This is a genomic window from Vicinamibacterales bacterium, assembly GCA_036012125.1.
Lineage (GTDB): Bacteria > Acidobacteriota > Vicinamibacteria > Vicinamibacterales > UBA823 > UBA11600.
Window position 1 is genome coordinate 34,128 of sequence record DASCOS010000020.1, and the last position, 18,234, is coordinate 52,361.

18 protein-coding genes and 1 pseudogene are annotated in these 18,234 nt (G+C 53.8%); 10 read left to right on the forward strand and 9 right to left on the reverse strand.

The window, feature by feature from the left end; translation table 11 throughout:
* Positions 1–20: 20 nt before the first annotated feature.
* Together QGH09_07195 and QGH09_07200 are read right to left on the reverse strand one after the other, a co-directional pair.
* Positions 21–629, reverse strand: coding sequence for a class I SAM-dependent methyltransferase (locus QGH09_07195; protein ID HJO17967.1), 609 nt, complete (start codon positions 627–629; stop codon positions 21–23).
* Positions 629–1,000 carry a hypothetical protein gene (locus tag QGH09_07200; GenBank protein HJO17968.1) on the reverse strand — a complete coding sequence of 124 codons (372 nt, stop codon included), beginning with the start codon at positions 998–1,000 and terminating at the stop codon, positions 629–631. The genes QGH09_07195 and QGH09_07200 overlap by 1 nt, the downstream gene beginning before the upstream one ends.
* A 139-nt stretch (positions 1,001–1,139) precedes the next feature.
* On the opposite strand from QGH09_07200, the gene QGH09_07205 reads away from it, so the two are divergent.
* The 4 genes from QGH09_07205 (at position 1,140) to QGH09_07220 (ending at position 6,789) form a co-directional block, all read left to right on the forward strand.
* Positions 1,140–1,337, forward strand: a complete 198-nt coding sequence (locus QGH09_07205) for a hypothetical protein (GenBank protein HJO17969.1) — start codon at positions 1,140–1,142, stop codon at positions 1,335–1,337.
* 36 nt (positions 1,338–1,373) lie between these two features.
* Positions 1,374–4,973, forward strand: coding sequence for a hypothetical protein (locus tag QGH09_07210; protein HJO17970.1), 3,600 nt, complete (start codon positions 1,374–1,376; stop codon positions 4,971–4,973).
* Positions 4,974–5,112: 139 nt separating this feature from the next.
* Complete coding sequence (locus QGH09_07215) at positions 5,113–5,493, forward strand: hypothetical protein (protein ID HJO17971.1); 381 nt, start codon at positions 5,113–5,115, stop codon at positions 5,491–5,493.
* A gap of 36 nt (positions 5,494–5,529) precedes the next feature.
* Positions 5,530–6,789: a DUF6786 family protein gene (locus QGH09_07220; GenBank protein HJO17972.1), complete on the forward strand. Its 1,260-nt coding sequence runs from the start codon at positions 5,530–5,532 to the stop codon at positions 6,787–6,789.
* Between the two features lie 20 nt (positions 6,790–6,809).
* On the opposite strand, the gene QGH09_07225 is transcribed toward QGH09_07220, so the two are convergent.
* The 3 genes from QGH09_07225 to QGH09_07235 all read right to left on the reverse strand — a co-directional run bounded on the left by QGH09_07225 (position 6,810) and on the right by QGH09_07235 (position 9,579).
* Positions 6,810–7,376, reverse strand: a complete 567-nt coding sequence (locus QGH09_07225) for a hypothetical protein (protein HJO17973.1) — start codon at positions 7,374–7,376, stop codon at positions 6,810–6,812.
* A gap of 45 nt (positions 7,377–7,421) precedes the next feature.
* Positions 7,422–8,891, reverse strand: coding sequence for a sodium/proline symporter (locus QGH09_07230; GenBank protein ID HJO17974.1), 1,470 nt, complete (start codon positions 8,889–8,891; stop codon positions 7,422–7,424).
* Between the two features lie 235 nt (positions 8,892–9,126).
* Positions 9,127–9,579 carry an FxsA family protein gene (locus QGH09_07235; GenBank protein ID HJO17975.1) on the reverse strand — a complete coding sequence of 151 codons (453 nt, stop codon included), beginning with the start codon at positions 9,577–9,579 and terminating at the stop codon, positions 9,127–9,129.
* A gap of 40 nt (positions 9,580–9,619) precedes the next feature.
* On the opposite strand from QGH09_07235, the gene QGH09_07240 reads away from it, so the two are divergent.
* Positions 9,620–10,615 (forward strand): glycerophosphodiester phosphodiesterase family protein, encoded by a 996-nt coding sequence (locus QGH09_07240; protein ID HJO17976.1) that lies wholly within the window; start codon positions 9,620–9,622, stop codon positions 10,613–10,615.
* Positions 10,616–10,778: 163 nt separating this feature from the next.
* Positions 10,779–11,249, forward strand: a complete 471-nt coding sequence (locus QGH09_07245; protein HJO17977.1) for a nuclear transport factor 2 family protein — start codon at positions 10,779–10,781, stop codon at positions 11,247–11,249.
* Between the two features lie 26 nt (positions 11,250–11,275).
* Here QGH09_07245 and QGH09_07250 read toward each other — a convergent pair whose 3' ends face one another.
* Positions 11,276–12,799: an SLC13 family permease gene (locus tag QGH09_07250; GenBank protein ID HJO17978.1), complete on the reverse strand. Its 1,524-nt coding sequence runs from the start codon at positions 12,797–12,799 to the stop codon at positions 11,276–11,278.
* A 120-nt stretch (positions 12,800–12,919) separates the two neighbouring features.
* Between QGH09_07250 and tatA the strand changes: the two genes are divergently transcribed.
* A complete protein-coding gene (gene tatA, locus QGH09_07255; GenBank protein ID HJO17979.1) occupies positions 12,920–13,084 on the forward strand; it encodes a twin-arginine translocase TatA/TatE family subunit in 165 nt (54 codons plus the stop codon).
* Positions 13,085–13,258: 174 nt separating this feature from the next.
* On the opposite strand, the pseudogene QGH09_07260 reads toward tatA, so the two are convergent.
* Positions 13,259–13,573, reverse strand: a pseudogene (locus QGH09_07260) (redoxin domain-containing protein).
* A gap of 12 nt (positions 13,574–13,585) precedes the next feature.
* Positions 13,586–13,834: a hypothetical protein gene (locus QGH09_07265; GenBank protein ID HJO17980.1), complete on the reverse strand. Its 249-nt coding sequence runs from the start codon at positions 13,832–13,834 to the stop codon at positions 13,586–13,588.
* Between the two features lie 171 nt (positions 13,835–14,005).
* On the opposite strand from QGH09_07265, the gene QGH09_07270 reads away from it, so the two are divergent.
* Both QGH09_07270 and QGH09_07275 read left to right on the forward strand, forming a co-directional pair.
* Positions 14,006–14,446, forward strand: coding sequence for a hypothetical protein (locus tag QGH09_07270; protein HJO17981.1), 441 nt, complete (start codon positions 14,006–14,008; stop codon positions 14,444–14,446).
* An 85-nt stretch (positions 14,447–14,531) separates the two neighbouring features.
* Positions 14,532–15,839 (forward strand): aspartate aminotransferase family protein, encoded by a 1,308-nt coding sequence (locus tag QGH09_07275; protein HJO17982.1) that lies wholly within the window; start codon positions 14,532–14,534, stop codon positions 15,837–15,839.
* A 32-nt stretch (positions 15,840–15,871) separates the two neighbouring features.
* Here the strand turns inward: QGH09_07275 and QGH09_07280 are convergent, their stop codons facing one another.
* Positions 15,872–16,663, reverse strand: coding sequence for an HAD-IA family hydrolase (locus QGH09_07280; protein ID HJO17983.1), 792 nt, complete (start codon positions 16,661–16,663; stop codon positions 15,872–15,874).
* A 91-nt stretch (positions 16,664–16,754) separates the two neighbouring features.
* Between QGH09_07280 and QGH09_07285 the strand changes: the two genes are divergently transcribed.
* Positions 16,755–18,233, forward strand: coding sequence for an aldehyde dehydrogenase family protein (locus tag QGH09_07285; GenBank protein HJO17984.1), 1,479 nt, complete (start codon positions 16,755–16,757; stop codon positions 18,231–18,233).
* Position 18,234 lies beyond the last annotated feature (1 nt).

Consider the following 18,234-nt stretch of genomic DNA (forward strand, 5'->3'; position numbering starts at 1 on the left):
GGTCGCCCACCACCTCCGACCTAGATGGGTGAAACGGCATGGATTGTCTTGAGCACATCAAGGTAAGCGTGTCTGACGCGTACGATTTGGAAGCCAGCGCGCACCACGTTCCCCACAGTATCTCGGCTAATTTCTGGACCGATGAGCCGGGCGACCGGATTCATGAGGTGCAGTAAGCAGTTAAACGGAAAATAGCCACTGCCCGTGTGTTCGAACATCCTCAGCTCGCCACCCGGCTTGAGCACTCCCCGTAGCACCTCAAGGCCTCTCACAGGATTCGGCACGGAGCAGAAAGTACAGGAGGTGAAAACCTGATCGAAGGTGCCGGGTGCAAAGTCTATGTCGTGCACATCAAGCTGTCTCAACTCTAATCGACCGCGATACATACTAGCTTTCGACGTAGCTCTGGCTAGCATCCGATCGCTGATGTCAATGCCAATGATGTCTCTATTCGGGGGAAAACTAGGAATATCAAGACCAGTGCCGACACCGACAAACAATACCTTTCCTTGCATTGCACGAAAGAATTCCTGCTTCACAGGCGCCCAGCGCCGTTCAGCCCCATAAGATTGAAAAAGGTTTAAAGAAGACGAAGCGCGATCCCATTTCTTCTTCGTACGTAAATCCATCACGATCGCTCACGCTGTAGGAGCGCATCGGCCATCCAAGTAAGCGTGTAAATCACTAATCCGACCAGCGCGCCAAGGAAACCGGCCGTTACCTCTGCAAGAGGCTCCTGGGACCCAAGCATCACGATTCCCATGCCTGTAAGCATCCCAGTGATCATGGCCGGCATATGCAACTCCATCATCCCGAAACATAATCCAAAAGCGATGATGCCGATAGCCGCGACGGTCATCCCAAGCAGCATCCCGGCAACCATCGAGACAAGCATCGACCATTCCATGCTAACCAAGGCCGTCACTGCAGTGCCAGAGGCAATGCCCACCGTGACGCTACAGCTAACATCCCCAAGAATAAAATACGGTCGAGTTTCCATGATTTAGAGACCAAGAAGCTGCGAGCTAGCGACATCGCCTACCTCATGTTACAGTGACCGCCGGCTTGCTGCCACGAAGAACGGTGTCACTCGCTGAAGCAGGATTCCGAGTAACCACAATGAATCCGAGGAGGTCGTGATGGTCCGCTTTCAGATCGCTGGTGTCGGTCGCCTAGTCCTTCCGTTTGCATTAACCCTAGTGCTGCCTTTCACTTCTAATGCTCAGCGCAATGGCCAGCCGGCAACTGACCAACTTGGCCAAGAGGATATCTGGGGTAATCCGACGTTCGTTGGCGGTGTGACCAACGGAGGTGCAGCCGGCCACAGCATTTGGTGACCGCCCCAAGGGGCGCTGGAGCGCGTCCATGGTCGGTTGTTTGTTGCAGGTAACGGTAATGGCCGAGTCGAAGTCTTTGACCTAAATAATGACGGTACACTCGCTCAACCAACCGCAACCTATATCCTCGGCAAACCGAGTGAACACGCCCGCCGAACCCACTCCGATGCATGGAGCGAGAGTCAAACCGAATTTCCCGGCGCACTCGCTGTCGAACATACCAACCAACGCCTCTTTCTTGTGGACAATACCACCGGGCAAAGTCTGCCTGGCAGAGGCAGCCAAATCATGGTCTTTGACATTCATCCAGACCGGATTGAAACGGGTGCAGATGTCCTGTTTATCCTTGGCCAACCCGATGCCAATACAAAGACATCAGGATTAGCCGCTAACCACGTTGGTAGACGGCTCGGCGTGGCAGTGGATGAAGCTAATCAGCGCTTGTTCGTAAGCGACGGATCGAATAATCGGGTCCTCGTGTTCAACATCGCACCAGGTCGAATTGCCACCGGCATGGCAGCCTCATTCGTCATGGGCCAAGAGGATTTCACATCGCGGGAACCTGGCTTGAGCAGACGCCGCATGAGTCGACCCGGTTCACTGGCCTTCTCTCCGAAGGACGAACGTCTGTTTGTCTCGGACAACGGAAATAGTCGGGTCCTAGTATTCGACGTTGCTCCTGATCGCCTTAGGACGTTCTCAGCAGCCACAGACGTGATGGGCCAGCCGGATTTCGAGACAGCCTCCCCACGAACTGATATGCGCGGATTCGCGACTGGTGGGCTGGCATACGACGATAAAACCTCACGCCTCTTTATCGCTGAGCAAGTCTCTCGAATCGAGCACATGCGCATTACCGTTTATGACGTAAGCCCTGGGGCTCCCCTACGCGAGGCCACCCCGTTGGCGGTCCTCGGTAAACCGGGTTTCGGTGCCTACGATCCCGTTGTTTCGAGAGCGCAGTCCGTCTGGCCCAGACTCGGCTCCGCATCAATCGATTCTGAACGGCAACTCCTCGTCGCGACCGAAGGCTATCCCGGCGGAAACCGTGCCATCATTTGGGACATCTCGCCTGACCAACTGCGCACCGGCATGCCTGCCGTGGAGGTTGTGGGCCATCTGGACGACGAGGGCCACACGGACTTTGAACGGCGCTCAGCAAACGACCGTGCCACTCCAAAAAACATCTACCCGAGGGATGTCGCATTGGACCCGGTGGATCACCGCTTGTTCGCAATTGACCAGTACAACAATCGTGTTGTGGTCTGGCAGCTCGATCGCCAGAATCGCGTAAAGGACCGCGACGCGCGTTGGGTCCTCGGTCAACCTGACCTCTACTCCGGAGAGCTCTATCCAATTGGACCTACGACGATCAAGATTCCTCTCGCTGTCACCTACGATACGCATCATAAGCGGGTTTTTGTGAGTGACGGCTGGGGCAACCGAATCCTTGTTTTTGATGCTGACCCCGCAAGATTACGAAGTGGCGCCGAAGCGATTGCGGTCCTGGGACAGCCAGACTTCACTAGCATCATCCCAGCAACCACGCAGGCCGGGATCAACCTCGACACCCGCGTAGGCACCGGCATCACACCGACACGTCCTCGTGGTACAGGCTTAACCTACGACCCTGTTCACGACCGACTGTTCGTCTCTGACGGTGGAAACCATCGGGTGCTAGGCTTCGACGTGGCTCCCAACCTACTGCGAAATGGCATGGCGGCCTCTGTTGTGCTCGGACAGCCGGACTTCACAACACGTGGCTCGAACTCAACGTTAACGGGGCTGTATCAACCGGCTGCCCTGCTCTATGAATCAAAACAACAGCGACTATTTGTTGCCGACGGCAACAATAACCGGGTTCTCGTGTTTGACGCACAGCCAGACATGCTCGTGAATGGCGCTGAGCCAACGGTGGTCATCGGTCAGCCGGACTTCAATACGTTCGAGGCTGGCCGTTCCCAAAGTCTCATTGATGGCCCGGACGGACTGGCCTATGACTACGTTAACGACAGACTCTTTCTGTCAGACCACGGCAGTGATCGGATCCTACTCTTCGATGCCCATCCTTCACGTCTCGACAATGGTCCGGAGGCTCAGCACGTCATCGGTCAACCCGATTTCGATACACGGCAACTCGGACCCGTACGGGCTAATGAACTTTGGGACCCACGCGGTCTTACGTTCGACAGTGAGCATCAACGGCTCTATATCTCACAAGGTTTTGCGTCAAATATCATGATCCATGATTTAGCTCGTTCGACCTACGAGAGCCTCCTTCCAGAATCGGGCATCCAAAACTATCAGTCTGGCAGTGCTGATACTGAACTGGTAACGCAACGCGGTTCGGCCGTAGCAACGGGCCCGTCAAACCTAGGTGGTGGAGTCCTGATGTTGACTCAGATGGAAACGTTATTCGATGAACTCTCACAGCGAGAAAGTCGCATACTGATCAGTGAAACTGGTCTGAGTGCACCACCACTCACGGACCGAGCCACGGCGTTTGCCGACGGGCGACAGGGGCGGTCCACCATCCTGAACCTGTCAAATCCCAGCAATGAGCCAGTAACCGTATCGCTTGTGTTTCGTGACTCTAGCGGATTGCCAGTGAAGGACCAGGTCGAACGCCAGCTCGCTGCCGGCGGTAGTGCTGTCTGGGCACTCGACGGACTCGGCGCATCTGGACCCGGCACGGTGGAATTAAACGCGAGCGCGCCGATAGCGATGGTCGCAACGCGTATTACTTTAAACGACCGGAATGAAAAGATCGTTACTACCGCACCTGTCGCCTACGGCCAGAGCTCGTATGGAGGCGGAACCATAACTCTTCCGCGCTATGAATTTGATGGCGACGTCACAACAGAGATCGTCATCGTAAACCCGAGTGATGATTCGTTGAGGGGTCGGCTGACCTTCTTCGCCTTCAGTGGTGAACCGGTCACCATCGGTGGAACAAGTGAAGTGCCACTGAACATTCCTGGTCACGGCACTTTTGTGTGGAATTTTGACGGCTCTAGCGATGTTAACGAAAAGGGCTTCGCAATGGTTGAAGCGCTTTCAGGACATCCATTGGCTAGTGCCATCTTGCACATATTCAAAGGGGAGACCGTGATTTCTGAGCGGACCATGGTCGGAAACAGTACTCAGCAGGCCTGGTTTCCGATTGACACGTATCCAAGCGTTGCGCGTCACGGTAAAACAAGCTTTCGGCTCACACTGACTAACGGCACCGAAGGCACTGCCGATGTGCGGCTGCTTGTGTATGACGAGGATGGCACTCTACTGGACCGCTCTTATCAAATTCTACCTGCGGGTCGACAGGTAGAGTTCTCGCACGTGGACCTCGCCGACCGAGGCCTGTTCAGGGGCAGCATCCGCGTCGCAAGTGATATTCCAATTGCAGTCAGCGCGGATCAGCAAACCGTCAACGTGCGGAATGAGACGATTGTGGCTACGGTGCCATCCATGACACGCGCCTTTAGTGGGCAAGGCCTCGGCGCCGTGGTTTTCCCAGTCTACACGGACGGTCCTAATCAAGGCACGCAGCTCTTTCTCCTGAATCGCGGCGATTCAGAGCGCACGACATTCCGCTTTCACGGGCCCAGTGGAGAAGACTTGAGCGTTCTTCTTCGCTGACACTACCGAGGCACGATGCCTCTAGTGCCCTAACCCAAGCCGGACAATGATGCCGAAAGTCAGAGTCGTTTCACTGTTGTTGCTTTCCATATCTTTGGTCGCAAGCTGTGCCACGTCCCCGTCAACCGTAGAACTGGCTATGACTGTGGAGCGTGACGGCGGACGAGTTCATATTGATGGAAACACGGATTTACCCGATGATGCGATACTGGCGTTCGAAGCGCGTCATGAAGATTACGAAATCGATCCGGAAACGCCAATCGATATGCTTCTTGCTGAAGGCCTGACGACGGTATCCAATGGTGAGTTTCAGGTTGAGGTTAATATATCGTCCTTCGAACCTGGCGAGATTAAAATCTGGGTTGCTTTCCAAATGAGGTTCATTAACAGTAATCGGAAACAGCCGCGTCCGGTGATTCGTCAGTTTGGCGACCGCGGAGAATTACTCCAAGGTGACAATGTGACCGACCACGGCGAGGGCGGCAAGCGCGTGGAACTCAGCCAAACCATCCATTGGTAACCAAACCAACACATTACCTTCAAGGAGAACACAATCATGGCCGCCACGGAATGGGCCTGGCGCGTCTTGTCGGCAGGGATCCTGTTTTGCACCACAGCGTGTCAACCGATGGCTGATGTTCCATTAAGCCAAAACGAGCTCACTAGTAGCACTGAAGACGCGAAGTCCTTCCAAGACGACGTTGAGTTCTTAGAGCGTCATATGGAACTCGTAATTCTGCGTCGAGCTGACAGTCGTGCGCAGGTAGTAGTAGCGCCCCACTGGCAGGGCCGTGTCATGACTAGCACCGCTAACAGTGACAACGGCATCGGTTACGGTTGGATTAACGAAGCGCTCATTGCATCTGGTGAATTGCAGCCCCACATAAATGCCGTCGGTGGCGAAGACCGATTCTGGCTCGGCCCTGAGGGCGGACAGTTTTCAATCTTTTTTAAGAACGGTGATCCATTCGACCTCGAGCACTGGCAGGCACCGCCAGCTCTCGACACTACCCCATACGAAGTCACGACACGCGATGACTCGCAAGTAGCATTCACTCATCACGTAACGCTGACAAACTATTCCGACAGCAGGTTTGACGTTCGCATCGACCGAGCCGTCCGTTTGGTGGAGCCGAGCGGTCTGGGCGTGGCAATACCACCGTCAGTCCAAAGTGTCGCCTACGAGTCAGAAAATACGATTACTAATGTTGGTCCCGATACCTGGGCACCTGACACAGGTCTGCTCTCTATCTGGATCCTTGGGATGTTCAAACACTCACCGAAGACCGTCGTCATCATACCGTTCAGGGCTGGCGCCGAGGACGATTTGGGACCGATAGTTAATGACGCCTATTTCGGCAAAGTGCCCGATGACCGGTTAACGATTAGAGATACCGTCCTGTTCTTTCGTGCCGATGGCGCCTATCGAAGTAAGATCGGACTGAGTCCGCAGCGGTCCACACCGGTACTCGGAAGCTACGACGCCACTAGACAGTTACTTACGGTTGTCCGATATGACTTACCCGAAGGCGCAACAGATTACGTCAACTCAATGTGGGAATTCCAGGATGAACCATATGCCGGTGACGCCGTTAACAGCTACAATGACGGACCGCCTTCACCAGGCGCGGCTGCGCTTGGGCCGTTCTACGAACTTGAAACCTCGTCACCCGCAGCGGCTCTCACGCCAGACCAATCACTTACTCACAAACATCAAACCTACCACTTTGAGGGCGCTGAGGCCTCACTCGAGCCGATTGTTCAAGAAGCGTTTGGAGTCAGCCTCAACACGATCGTGACTGCACTTCCGCAGTAACTTGTATTGTCAGACTCCCGTTATGAGAGCGGTATCGACACGTGGGCTTGACCCGTTCCGGCTTCCCTCAGCCATGGGTGCTGTGCACTCGGTTGCCCAGGCAAGCCAGTGGCTTCTGCAGTAGCATTTGGCAAGAAGATTAACATCGCCGAGTCATTAATGTCGGCATCGAAACCTGATCGTTGGTAGATGACACCTCGATCAGGAAGCAAGAGTTGACCCGAATCAATCTCTGCTTGTAACGTCTCCAGCCGCTCCGGGGTATCCGCGCCATCCTTGGTCAGTTGCAGGCTACGCGTAACGTAGGCTTCCATCTCTCGGTAATAACAAGTAACCGTAAAAGCGCGCACCGATGGATCGTCAGCAAGACAGGTGATGAGACCACCCCCCTCCTGGAGCGTCACGAGTTCGCCAGATTCTCCGAACCCCACCACTGCCACACCCTCACGCAGAGTTTCTGGAAGCGAACTGAGTGCTTCCTCGATTTGCTGCTCGGACGAAGGCGCACTTCGTTGCTCCCCAGCGATCACCGGCACCGTTGCGCCGAACAGCACGATCACAATCCCCCTCGTCATCAGATTACACATATTCCACTCCTAAAAAAATGACACTCATAGAGAGTCCGTAAGTGTTTATCCATGAAACAACCACACATCCTGATGCTCCTCGGCCGCCCCCTCCGGTGGTGCGGTCACAAGGCTCACACCAATTGTGACGCCAAAGCCGGTCAGAAAGCCGGGCCACATCTCATACAGTTCATAGAAGCTAGATTTAAACACAAGCACCCAGATGACAGCCGCAAGAAACCCAGAAATCATTCCAGTAATTGCGCCCGCGCGTGTGGTGCCACTCCAAAACAGCGAGCATACCACGACTGGCGTAAACGCCGACGCAAGCCCGGACCAAGCAAACAGTACGAACCAAAAAATAAGTCGGGTCTCCGTTAGGGCAAAGCCGAGCCCGACCAATCCGATGACTACCGTTGTGAGTTTGCCGTACAAGGCCAGTCGCCTTTGGTCAAGGTCGGGTCGAAACACTGGTTGCACTACATCACGCACCACAGCTGAAGACGCCAGAAGAAGGACTGAGTCCGCCGTCGACATGATGGCTGCCAGCACCACCACCAAGAATAAACCGGTGAAAAGCGCTGGAAACAGATCCGCGCTGAGTATCGGGAGCACCATTTCGGGATCCGAAAGGCCCGGCACCAAGACCCGGCCAGCCATTCCAGTCAGTACTGCTCCAAGGTCGAATACGATAATGCACACAACTGCGATCAAGCTTCCCGAGACAATCTCATTTTCCGATCGAGCAGCCATAAAGCGGGTTAATAGCTGCGGTGCACCCAAGAAAGCCATGCCGATCCCTGCGAAACTAACAGCACTGGCAACCCCACCAATGGATAGTCCGAGCGTGCCCATGGGCTCAAGAAGGACCGGGTCCGCGGCGCGTAGTGCCGTGACCATTGCTGACCAACCACCCGCCGCAGCAACACCGATAACCGGCAGAACAATTAGACCACCCAACATCAAAAGCCCTTGCAGTCCATCACTGTAAGCGACAGCCTTGAATCCACCGACCGTCGTGTAATAGAAGATGACCGCTGCACCAAGCAGCACGCCGCCGGTATAACCCGTGCCCAAAAACGCGTCAAACGCTTTCCCAGACGCCGTTAATTGAGCAGCCATATAAGTGGTGACCATGCTCACGATAATCACGACACCGATCAGTCGAAAGGTATGGCCCGAATCGCGAAAGCGGGATGTCAGATAATCCGTAACCGTGATCGAACCGTACCGGTCCGTATAACGCTTAAACGGCAGCGCGACGAAGCTCCAGGCAAGCGCAACTCCAAGCACCTCCCCTAGGACTACCCATAGGGCGTGGACACCGACTACATATCCCATACCCGTGAGTCCCAGCAGTAGCCAAGCACTCTCTCCTGTAGAGTTGGCGCTGAACGCGATAATCCAAGCCGGCAACCGTTTACCCGCTAGGTAGTAACCGGTGAGGCTCTTGGAATCCTTTGCTCCCCACGCCCCAATGGCAAGTAAAACGGCCAGATACAGGACCAACACTGAAATGATGGTGGTGGACGCCATAACTTAAGCGAGAAACGATGGTCTGGAAGTCTTACCGCGACGCTCTGAAAGACATCGATGACGGAGATAAAAGCGGAGTTCAATCAGCAGTCCGAGCCCTATAGCCGCGCTCAGTAACCCCCACGTAGTTAACGAAAGACCAGCGAACATAATCGGTCGCGCATCGTACCACATCCTGGATAGCAGTCATGGGCCTCCAGACCTGAACACTAATCAACTATTGAAGACACCCGGACTATGGCAAGGACGGTGGAAATTGACCATCATCGGCAGGTCGGGTAGCTGCCTGGCGCATTCGCTGATCGACGACAACTCTAAAACTTCCGCCTTGAACGGCTGCTTCCATACGCCTAATGATTGTGGCTTTAATCGCCCGTCGCGTGGCAGGAATAAGACAAAGGAAACCGGCGATGTCCGTAAGGATTCCAGGTGTCATCAATACGATGCCCGCTATGAGAATCAGCAGCCCATCAAAGATCGCACCACCCGGCAAGTGACCTGAGGCCATCTCTGTCTGAATCTGCCGAACCACCCCTACACCTTGTCGGCCAGCAAGCGAGGCACCCAGCACCCCGGTCGCAACGATGAGCAGTAAAGTGTTTATTGTGCCGATCTGCCGTCCGACTTCAATTAATAGCGCTAGCTCGGTCGCGGGCACCACTATGAACAACATCAACAACTTGACCATTGGCTCCATCCTCGCACATTCTTAGGTAGTTATGCGAATCATGCCGTCCAGATCAGTAAACCAGATAAGTCCGGCACAAAGATTAACGCCGATCAATATCCTTTCCAAACAGCACCTGCATAGACTCCTGAGTGGTGCAGTCGCAGTCCTCGGATTACTTTCTCTGGCGACCGCCCAGTCGGACACCAAGATATTAATCGCCCACCGTGGTGCCTCTGCATACGCGCCGGAACATACCTTGGCAGCCTATCGACTCGCAATTGAGCAGGGTGCTGACTATGTTGAACAGGACCTGGGTGTCACGCGTGATGGCGTACTAGTCTGCCTCCATGACGACAGCCTTGAACGCACGACCAATGTCCGAGAAATCTTTCCTGGGCGATTCGTTGAGGAGCAGGTCAATGGGCGAACCCGCCAGCGATGGCGTGTTCGTGACCTAACATTGTCGGAAATAAAACAACTTGATGCCGGTAGTTGGTTCGGTGCGGAGTTTGCAGGCTCTCAAGTGCCGACATGGCAGGAAGCGATCGACCTCATCCGCGGTTCCGCCGGACTGTTTCCAGAGTTAAAGTCGCCGGATAATTACAGGTCACTTGGCATTGACATGCCTAGTCTGGTTATCGACCTTCTCCGGCGGAATGGACTCGACACTGCGGGCGCAGACGATGACACCCCCGTTATTTTACAATCGTTCGACGACGCCAGCCTGCGCCGTCTTGCCGACGCATTACCAACGTTGCCTCGAGTGTTTCTGATCGGCACCTCCGACCGACCCACCCTGATAACGGACACCCGCTTGCGTGAAATTGCAACATTCGCGACCGGCATCGGGCCAGCCAAGGAACTTCTCCTAGCACAACCCGACCTCGTCAGGCGCGCTCACGCCCTTGGACTGACCGTAACGCCCTATACGTTTCGCTCCTCCACCAGCAACAGCTTCGAGAGTCTCGAGACGGAAATGCGACACTTCCTGTTTACACTCGGCGTTGATGCATTGTTCACGGATAATCCAGACCGATTCCCACGTCAGCCCTAGATGAAGTTACCCCTCGCCTTCCCTGCTCATCTGTAAGGAGTAAGCAACGACACCCACACACGCTGCGACACCGGTCAGCGATTATAATGCAGCAACACGACATTTTCACTGGGCATTGATGACAGTGCGCCGGGCTCCCTTTTACTGCTACCGGAGGTGCTTCATGTTTAGACTTACATTCCTCATTCTGGTCATCACCCTTGCCCTAGGCAAGCCTGCAACAAGCCAAACGACTGCCGCTGAAGACGCACAGGCGGTTATAGACGCTGTTCAAATCCAACTGCAATGGCTTGGCAACCGCAATGTGGATGCTCTCGCCACGACCTTCACAGACCACGCGGTTATCGTCGTGAGCCGCCAGCTCGACGATGGAGCCACCAATTCTGTTACCCCGGTCGCCGAATGGCTGGACCGCACTCGTGCCAATCAGGACGCTGCCCCGTTTGAAGAACGGATATCGAACATCCAAGTAACTATAGACAGCGGTCAACTGGCTCACCTACGTGCTGATTTCGCCATTATCGTTGACGGTGTTACCAGGTCATCCGGAAAAGATCATTTCATCTTGATTAAGGAGCCCGATGGCTGGAAGGTCGCTCTTCTTGGGTACACAAACATTTCATCATCTCAATAGACGTCCGGCTCAACCTTAATCGCCAATCAGGAAACAGGCACACCCAAAATCGGTAAAACAATGAACTGAACCAGCACCGTTAGAATGCAAATACCTACAAGGTTCAACCAAAGACCAGCTCGACGCATAGCCGTAACCGATACATGCCCAGAGCCAAACACGATTGCATTCGGCGGCGTAGCCACTGGTAGCATGAACGCCCAAGATGCGGCGAATGCAGCCGGAACGATAAGCAGATAGGGGTGCACCCCAAGGCCAGGGGCGACACCTCCGATAATCGGAATAAACGTCGCTGCCGTCGCTGTATTACTTGTCAGTTCAGTTAGAAAGATTATCAGAGTGGTAACAAGAATGATCAGCACCCAACTGGGTAATCCTTGCCACGTTGCCGCCTGATGACCAAGAAATTCCCCAACACCATTTCTTTGGATCGCCACGGCGAGACTCATTCCACCACCAAAGAGCAATAAGATACCCCAGGGTAGTGCTTTCATATCACGCCACTGCATCAACGCTCTGCCAGTATGTGATCGCGCTGGAATCAAGAAAAGACTCAACGCGGCAGTCAGCGAAATCCCCGCGTCCGTTAAACCTGCCAACAGTCGTACACCGCCAACCTCGACACCGGTCAGCCAAGAACGTCCCATCCAAGCAATCGCAGCAAGTCCAAATACAACCAATGTTGCCCGCTCAGCCCAACTCAGCTCTGGTAGCGCTGCATACGCTTCCCTGATGACATCCGTTCCTCCTACTGAAGGGGCTGAAATCGGAAACAAGTGTCGAGTAAGAAGCCACCAGGTGATTGGCAAAAACACGATTACCAGAGGCAGCCCCATCGCCATCCATTGTAAGAAAGTAATGTCGTGGTTGAGGGTGTCACGTATGTAGGACACCAGAAAAAGATTCGGCGGAGAGCCTATGATCGTACCCACGCCGCCTATGGATGCAGCATAAGCGATTCCCAGCATTAGACACACCGCCAGATGATCGGGCTTATCAGCCTGGCCAGAATCAGAATGATCAGAAATCATACCGATCACGCTGATCGCAATCGGTAACATCATGATTGCTGTCGCAGTATTCGAGAGCCACAGACTCAGACCAGCCGTGGCGATCATAAAACCTGCAACAATCCGTGGTGGGTCCGTGCCCACAATAGATAGAGTCACCAGTGCAATCCGCCGATGCAGCCGCCATCGTTGCATGGCTATTGACAAAATGAATCCACCCATGAAGAGAAAGATAAGATCGTGAGCGTACGGTGCCGCAACGTCTCGTATGGAGCCAGCACCAAAGAGCGGAAGAACAACGAGCGGCAGGAGGGCCGTCGCTGGAATATCGATCGCCTCAGTGAGCCACCAGAGGGCCATCCAAGTCGCAAGCGCCGCAGTAACCCGGCCTGCATGGGTAAATACGACGATTCCACCGTCCGAAACATAGGTATTTGGAAGAGCGAGGTATACAGCTAGCGCAACGATCGGGCCGCTGATCCGAGCAATACGTTGTAACGGTATGTGAGCGGTTACCTGCAAAGTAACCTCATTGCTCACTGGGTCGCCAGAACCGAAGGTGCTTACTCAAGAGGATGCCTCTTCGCACTATAGCACCGCCACTTTCACACGTCTGATAAGCGTGATATCGTGGAGGCCTGTCAGAAAGAAAGGTAAAGCATGCCCTTTGGTATAGGCCTCATGGAGCTCGTGGTCATCTTCTTCATCTTGCTCCTGATCTTCGGCGCGAAGCGCCTGTCTGGGATCGGACGCGGGATGGGGCAGGCCATTCGTGGCTTTAAGAGTGAGGTCAAGGACCCCGACACGCCAAAAGAAGAAGCTTAGACGCTAGACGGCACACTCAAGCACTTGTTACCAATTGCTTAGGTCGTCCTGTTGGCTGTGTCCACAAGACAAGCAGGTCACCTCCGCGACGGCTCAGCCGAGCCACATTCGGAGGTTCCCCCGGCTTGCCTAAGTTCTCCTCCCAACAACAGGCACGATTCAGCACCTCAGCCTCTATCGCTTGGGAACGTCTAGGGCAGCAAGGCGCTCAACGACCTGTGCACCGGCAGTCGGGGCATTCACTTCCTTATCGACGTAAAGGATGCGACCGTCACCACCGATGTAAAAGGTCCACCGTTGAGGGAGTTGACGCTCCGGCGACACCACACCGTAAGTACGTGCCACATCTCCATCAGGATTGCTTAACAGTGGAAAATCAGCTTCCAAGGATTCAGCGAATTTTCGATTTGTCTCAGCATCATCGACGCTGACCATGAAATAGTTCGCGTCGTACTCCCGAATAGCATCACCGTTCTCACGGAACGATTTGCACTCGGCCGTTCAACCGCCAGTGAAGGCCTTTGGAAACCAGGCTAACACGACAGTCCGACCTGTAAGATCACTAAGCGAATGCATTGCGCCATCTGATCCGATTAATGAAAATGGCGGCGCGGCATCGCCAGGACCTAACTCTTGAGCACTCGCGATAGTCACGGTGGCAAACATTCCAACCAGGACACACACGATGAGAAGGACTTTCATAACGTCAATACCCCCTAGCTCAACTTTGCCGATAACAAGCAAACCCATAAATCCCTATTTCCCACTTCCCCTAAACTCTTTCTTTATAATAACCCGCGACGGCTAATATTCTTGAACCTGTCAATGGTCAACCCGAAATAACCGCCTGGCACACCCTCTACATTAGGTCAGTCAGCGACAGGGACCGTGAACAGTACCAGGGCGAGAATAGCCAACACCATGCTTAGTTTTTCTCGATTTAGTAGAAAGCCTCGGATCACCGCGATTGGCTGTATTGCTTTCGGGCAGTTGGCCATTTTCTCTATCCTAATTTGGCTCCTTGGCGTCGAATCGAAGTCTCCGCCCCGACCTAGTCACTTAGACCGCACCGTACTGTCTCAGGACGACGGGCAAACCGGTGGTCCAATTGTATCGATCGCTGGTGACGGCTGGCGGTTGGTCGAACAGTTCTCCGCTCATCACGCACTGATTCTCAAAGTTGAAACCGAGAGGGTGTGGGCTACTAAGTCAATTACACAAGAGCTCATTGAGCCAGTCATCAGTTCTTATAACGAAGTACTTGTGTATTTCTATTTGACAACCGAAAAGAACAGCCTCCCCGTCCGTCGTGTTCAGTGGACCAAAGACAGCGGTTACATCGAAATGGACCTTCGGGAATAGCTAATGTCCGCATACAATGTCACCGTGTAATTGTTCTGATTCCTCATTGCCGCCACGTAGCATCACTATCGAGTGAGTTGTTCACATGAATCGATCTGAAATCATCGCCAAGCACCAACAGTTCCTCTTTCCGTCGGTTGCCACCTTCTATGCCGAACCGCTGCCGCTCACTCGTGGTGAGGGTAATTTTGTTTGGGATGTCGATGGAAAATGCTACCTCGATTTCTTTGGCGGCATCGTTACCGTCGGCATTGGTCACTGCCATCCCAAAGTGACAGCCAAAATCGCTCAGCAGGTTCGAACACTCCAACACACATCAACATTTTTTCCACATGAAGCAACTGTTCGACTAGCGGAGAAAATGGCTGAGATCGCGCCTGGAACACTGTCCAAGACCTATTTTACGAATAGTGGCACCGAAGCAGACGAAACCGCCGTACTGCTAGCCAGACTCCACACTGGCCGTACGGAAATCATCGCCCTTCGCCATGGCTATAGCGGTCGGTCGCAAACTGCAATGTCCCTAACAGCCCATGCAAACTGGCGACTAAGTCCGGTAACCGATTCAGGCGTGGTGCATGCCCACAACGCCTACTGCTATCGCTGTGCATTCGAAAAGACGTATCCCGAATGTAATCTGCTCTGTGCTCGCGACGTCGAAGAACTCATTAAAACTGCAACGTCGGGAAAAATCGCTGCCTTCATTGCAGAGCCGATCCAAGGGGTTGGCGGTTTCGTGACACCTCCTAAGGAATATTTTCTCGAGATTAGCTCGATCATTAGGGCGAACGGTGGATTGATCATCAGCGATGAAGTGCAGACTGGCTTTGGACGGACAGGTGACCATTGGTTCGGTATTGAACATTGGGGAATTGAACCAGACATCATCACCTGCGCTAAAGCCATGGCCAACGGTACACCAGTGGGGGCTACGGTTACTACGCCGGAAATCGCAGCTTCCATCAAAGGACCGCAGATCTCTACCTTTGGCGGCAACCCGGTTACAGCAGTCGCCGCTCTTGCAACGATTGAGGTTATCGAGGAAGAGGGTCTACTCGCCAACGCTTCCGCCATGGGTAGCGAGCTGGCCAAAGGCCTTAATCAACTCAAGACGACCCATGCGATCGTCGGCGACGTTCGCGGGAAAGGTCTAATGCAGGCAATCGAACTGATAAACGATGCTGAATCGAACGAACCGTCTCCGCTCGCTATGAATGCCCTGCTTGAGGCAACTCGGGAGCACGGCCTTCTCATTGGCAAAGGCGGCCTATTTGGTAATACGGTGCGACTTTCTCCACCACTGAACATCAACAAAGCCGACGTCGATGACGCCATCGATATACTCGACCGCTCACTGAGTGCCGTAGGCAAGACCATTGGAGCCAACGCTTAGAAGCCCCAGCCATCGCGACCCATTCGACTCACTCAATCTTCACCACTGAATCGACGGAGAAGTTCCTTAAGATCAACAGCCCTCTCACAATCAACTAAAGGCCAATCATTGTAAGGGTCCAGCAGTAACGCGTGAATGCCCGCAGCTCGGGCACCAACAACATCCGCCTCGTATAGATCTCCCACGTGAAGCGTGGTTTCGGCGCCGGCCCCGACGACTTCCAACGCATGCAAAAAAATCTTTGGATCCGGCTTTTCGTAGCCAACAACATGGGAATCGATCACTGCATCAAAAAACTCGCGTAGTCCTACGTCCCTCAAAAGTTCATTAACCGTGCCATCGGAATTGCTCACAACAACCAGTTGTAGGCCACGAGCGCGAAAGGCACTTAGGGCCTCAAGCGTACCAGGAATGATTGAACTCCAGAACTTAACCCGCCCAATTCGATCGAGCAAAGGCACCATATTATGTGCCAACGTAACTACTCCTTCCTCACCAACTGCCGGCGTCATCGGAGTTCGTAAGAGCATTTCCCGAATATAAAATTCAAAGGAGTCAATCGACTCAGTGGACCGAAGTCGAGGCAATGCCGCTGATACAACTGGCCGAGCGGCTGCTTCCGCTCGTCGTAAGTCGGAGAGATTACACGTAACTCCCTCGGTCTTAAGTGCAGAAGCAATGTAGTCGAGTTCCATCGCTACGATGGTATTCCCCGCATCAAGAAAGAGAGTCTTCAGCTGAGAATAAGGAAGAGGCGGCTCTAGCACAGCACTACCTTTGATCGGACCAGGCCCATCACACCAGCCCGCTAAAAGAACGACCACGATACATTGTGGCCCCTCGTATCAAAACGACTGGTATAATTTTAGCGTTACCAGGTCTTGTATCATACGACCCTAGGCGAGCTAAGACGACATGCGTACTCTTAACAACTTCATCGATGGACAGTGGCGCGAGCCTTCTGGCGCGACCTATTTACCCGACATTAATCCAGCTGACACTAAGGAAGTCGTCGCCGAATCACCCAGTTCTACAGCAGCCGAGGCCACAATGGCAGTGGAGGCCGCTGAACGAGCCTACCCAGACTGGCGCGCCACGCCAGCACCGCAGCGGGGCCAGCTTCTTTACCGTGTCCAACGCCGAATGGAGGTCCGTCGTCACGAACTTGCCGAAGTGCTGACACGCGAGGAGGGAAAAACTCTAACTGAGTCGAACGGAGAAATCCAGCGAGCTATCAACGTCGTAGAATTCTACGCTGGCGAAGGGCGCCGCCTACTCGGCGAGACTATCCCCTCTGAGCTGCCGAATAATTTTTGTTATACGGTCAGAGAACCGATTGGCCCTCTCGCTTTAATTACTCCTTGGAATTTTCCGGTGGCCATTCCGATCTGGAAGTTGGCACCCGCTATCGGCTGCGGGAATACGGTGGTCTTGAAGCCGGCCTCACTCACTCCGCTATCGGCTGGACTTATTGCAGATATTTTTTCTGAGTGCGACGCGCCTCCCGGCCTGATAAACGTGATTTACGGAAGAGGCCGAGAGGTAGGCGAGGCCCTACTCAACCATCCTGCGATCAAGGGAGTGTCCTTTACCGGTTCTAATGAGATCGGAACCAAGCTCTATAGCACAAGCGCTGTGAACGGAATTAAATGCCAGTGCGAAATGGGTGGTAAGAATCCGATCGTCATTCTTGATGATGCTGATCTCGAGTTGGCAACCAGCAGTGCTGTCCAGGGCGCCTACGGTTCAACTGGACAGCGCTGCACAGCGACCAGTCGCGCAATCGTGGTTGACTCAGTCGCTGACCATTTCATTGAGCAGCTTGAAGCTCGTGTTAATGCGCTCGTCGTTGGAAACGGACTCGACCCAGTGACCGATGTCGGTCCCTCGGTCGACCAGACCCAGCTAGACACAGTGCTTAACTACATTGGCATTGGACAGGATGAAGGTGCGAAACTTATTACAGGTGGCTTACGGCTTGCCGATGACGCTCACGATTGTGGTTATTTTGTTCAGCCCACGATTTTCGATCGAGTCACGTCCAATATGCGAATCGCCCAAGAAGAGATTTTCGGCCCAGTACTTTCCGTTTTACGCGTGCCTGACGCTGCATCCGCCCTAGTAGCGGCTAACGCCGTTCGGTATGGCCTCGCCGCCGCGATTTACACACAAGACGTCTCAAGAGCCTTCAAACTTGTCGACCAACTTGAAGCAGGCATCATTCATGTAAACTCCCCCACAGTCGGAGGGGAAGCACACATCCCATTTGGCGGCATGAAAGACACTGGCGTGGGCCTCAGAGAAATGGGCCGCGAGGCAATCAACTTCTTCACTGAGCTCAAGGTTGTCTACCTTGATTACACAGGTTCCGCTAGGAAAAGCAACCTCTACTAAA

Excerpts from the sequence above, each read along its gene's own strand:
- QGH09_07285 (HJO17984.1), top strand. The coding sequence starts at position 16,755 with ATGCGTACTCTTAACAACTTCATCGATGGACAGTGGCGCGAGCCTTCT.
- QGH09_07265 (HJO17980.1), bottom strand. The coding sequence starts at position 13,834 with ATGGGTTTGCTTGTTATCGGCAAAGTTGAGCTAGGGGGTATTGACGTT.
- QGH09_07245 (HJO17977.1), top strand. The coding sequence starts at position 10,779 with ATGTTTAGACTTACATTCCTCATTCTGGTCATCACCCTTGCCCTAGGC.
- QGH09_07235 (HJO17975.1), bottom strand. The coding sequence starts at position 9,579 with ATGGTCAAGTTGTTGATGTTGTTCATAGTGGTGCCCGCGACCGAGCTA.
- QGH09_07225 (HJO17973.1), bottom strand. The coding sequence starts at position 7,376 with ATGTGTAATCTGATGACGAGGGGGATTGTGATCGTGCTGTTCGGCGCA.
- QGH09_07270 (HJO17981.1), top strand. The coding sequence starts at position 14,006 with ATGCTTAGTTTTTCTCGATTTAGTAGAAAGCCTCGGATCACCGCGATT.
- QGH09_07200 (HJO17968.1), bottom strand. The coding sequence starts at position 1,000 with ATGGAAACTCGACCGTATTTTATTCTTGGGGATGTTAGCTGTAGCGTC.
- QGH09_07220 (HJO17972.1), top strand. The coding sequence starts at position 5,530 with ATGGCCGCCACGGAATGGGCCTGGCGCGTCTTGTCGGCAGGGATCCTG.
- QGH09_07205 (HJO17969.1), top strand. The coding sequence starts at position 1,140 with ATGGTCCGCTTTCAGATCGCTGGTGTCGGTCGCCTAGTCCTTCCGTTT.
- QGH09_07275 (HJO17982.1), top strand. The coding sequence starts at position 14,532 with ATGAATCGATCTGAAATCATCGCCAAGCACCAACAGTTCCTCTTTCCG.
- QGH09_07195 (HJO17967.1), bottom strand. The coding sequence starts at position 629 with ATGGATTTACGTACGAAGAAGAAATGGGATCGCGCTTCGTCTTCTTTA.
- tatA (HJO17979.1), top strand. The coding sequence starts at position 12,920 with ATGCCCTTTGGTATAGGCCTCATGGAGCTCGTGGTCATCTTCTTCATC.
- QGH09_07215 (HJO17971.1), top strand. The coding sequence starts at position 5,113 with ATGACTGTGGAGCGTGACGGCGGACGAGTTCATATTGATGGAAACACG.
- QGH09_07230 (HJO17974.1), bottom strand. The coding sequence starts at position 8,891 with ATGGCGTCCACCACCATCATTTCAGTGTTGGTCCTGTATCTGGCCGTT.
- QGH09_07240 (HJO17976.1), top strand. The coding sequence starts at position 9,620 with ATGCCGTCCAGATCAGTAAACCAGATAAGTCCGGCACAAAGATTAACG.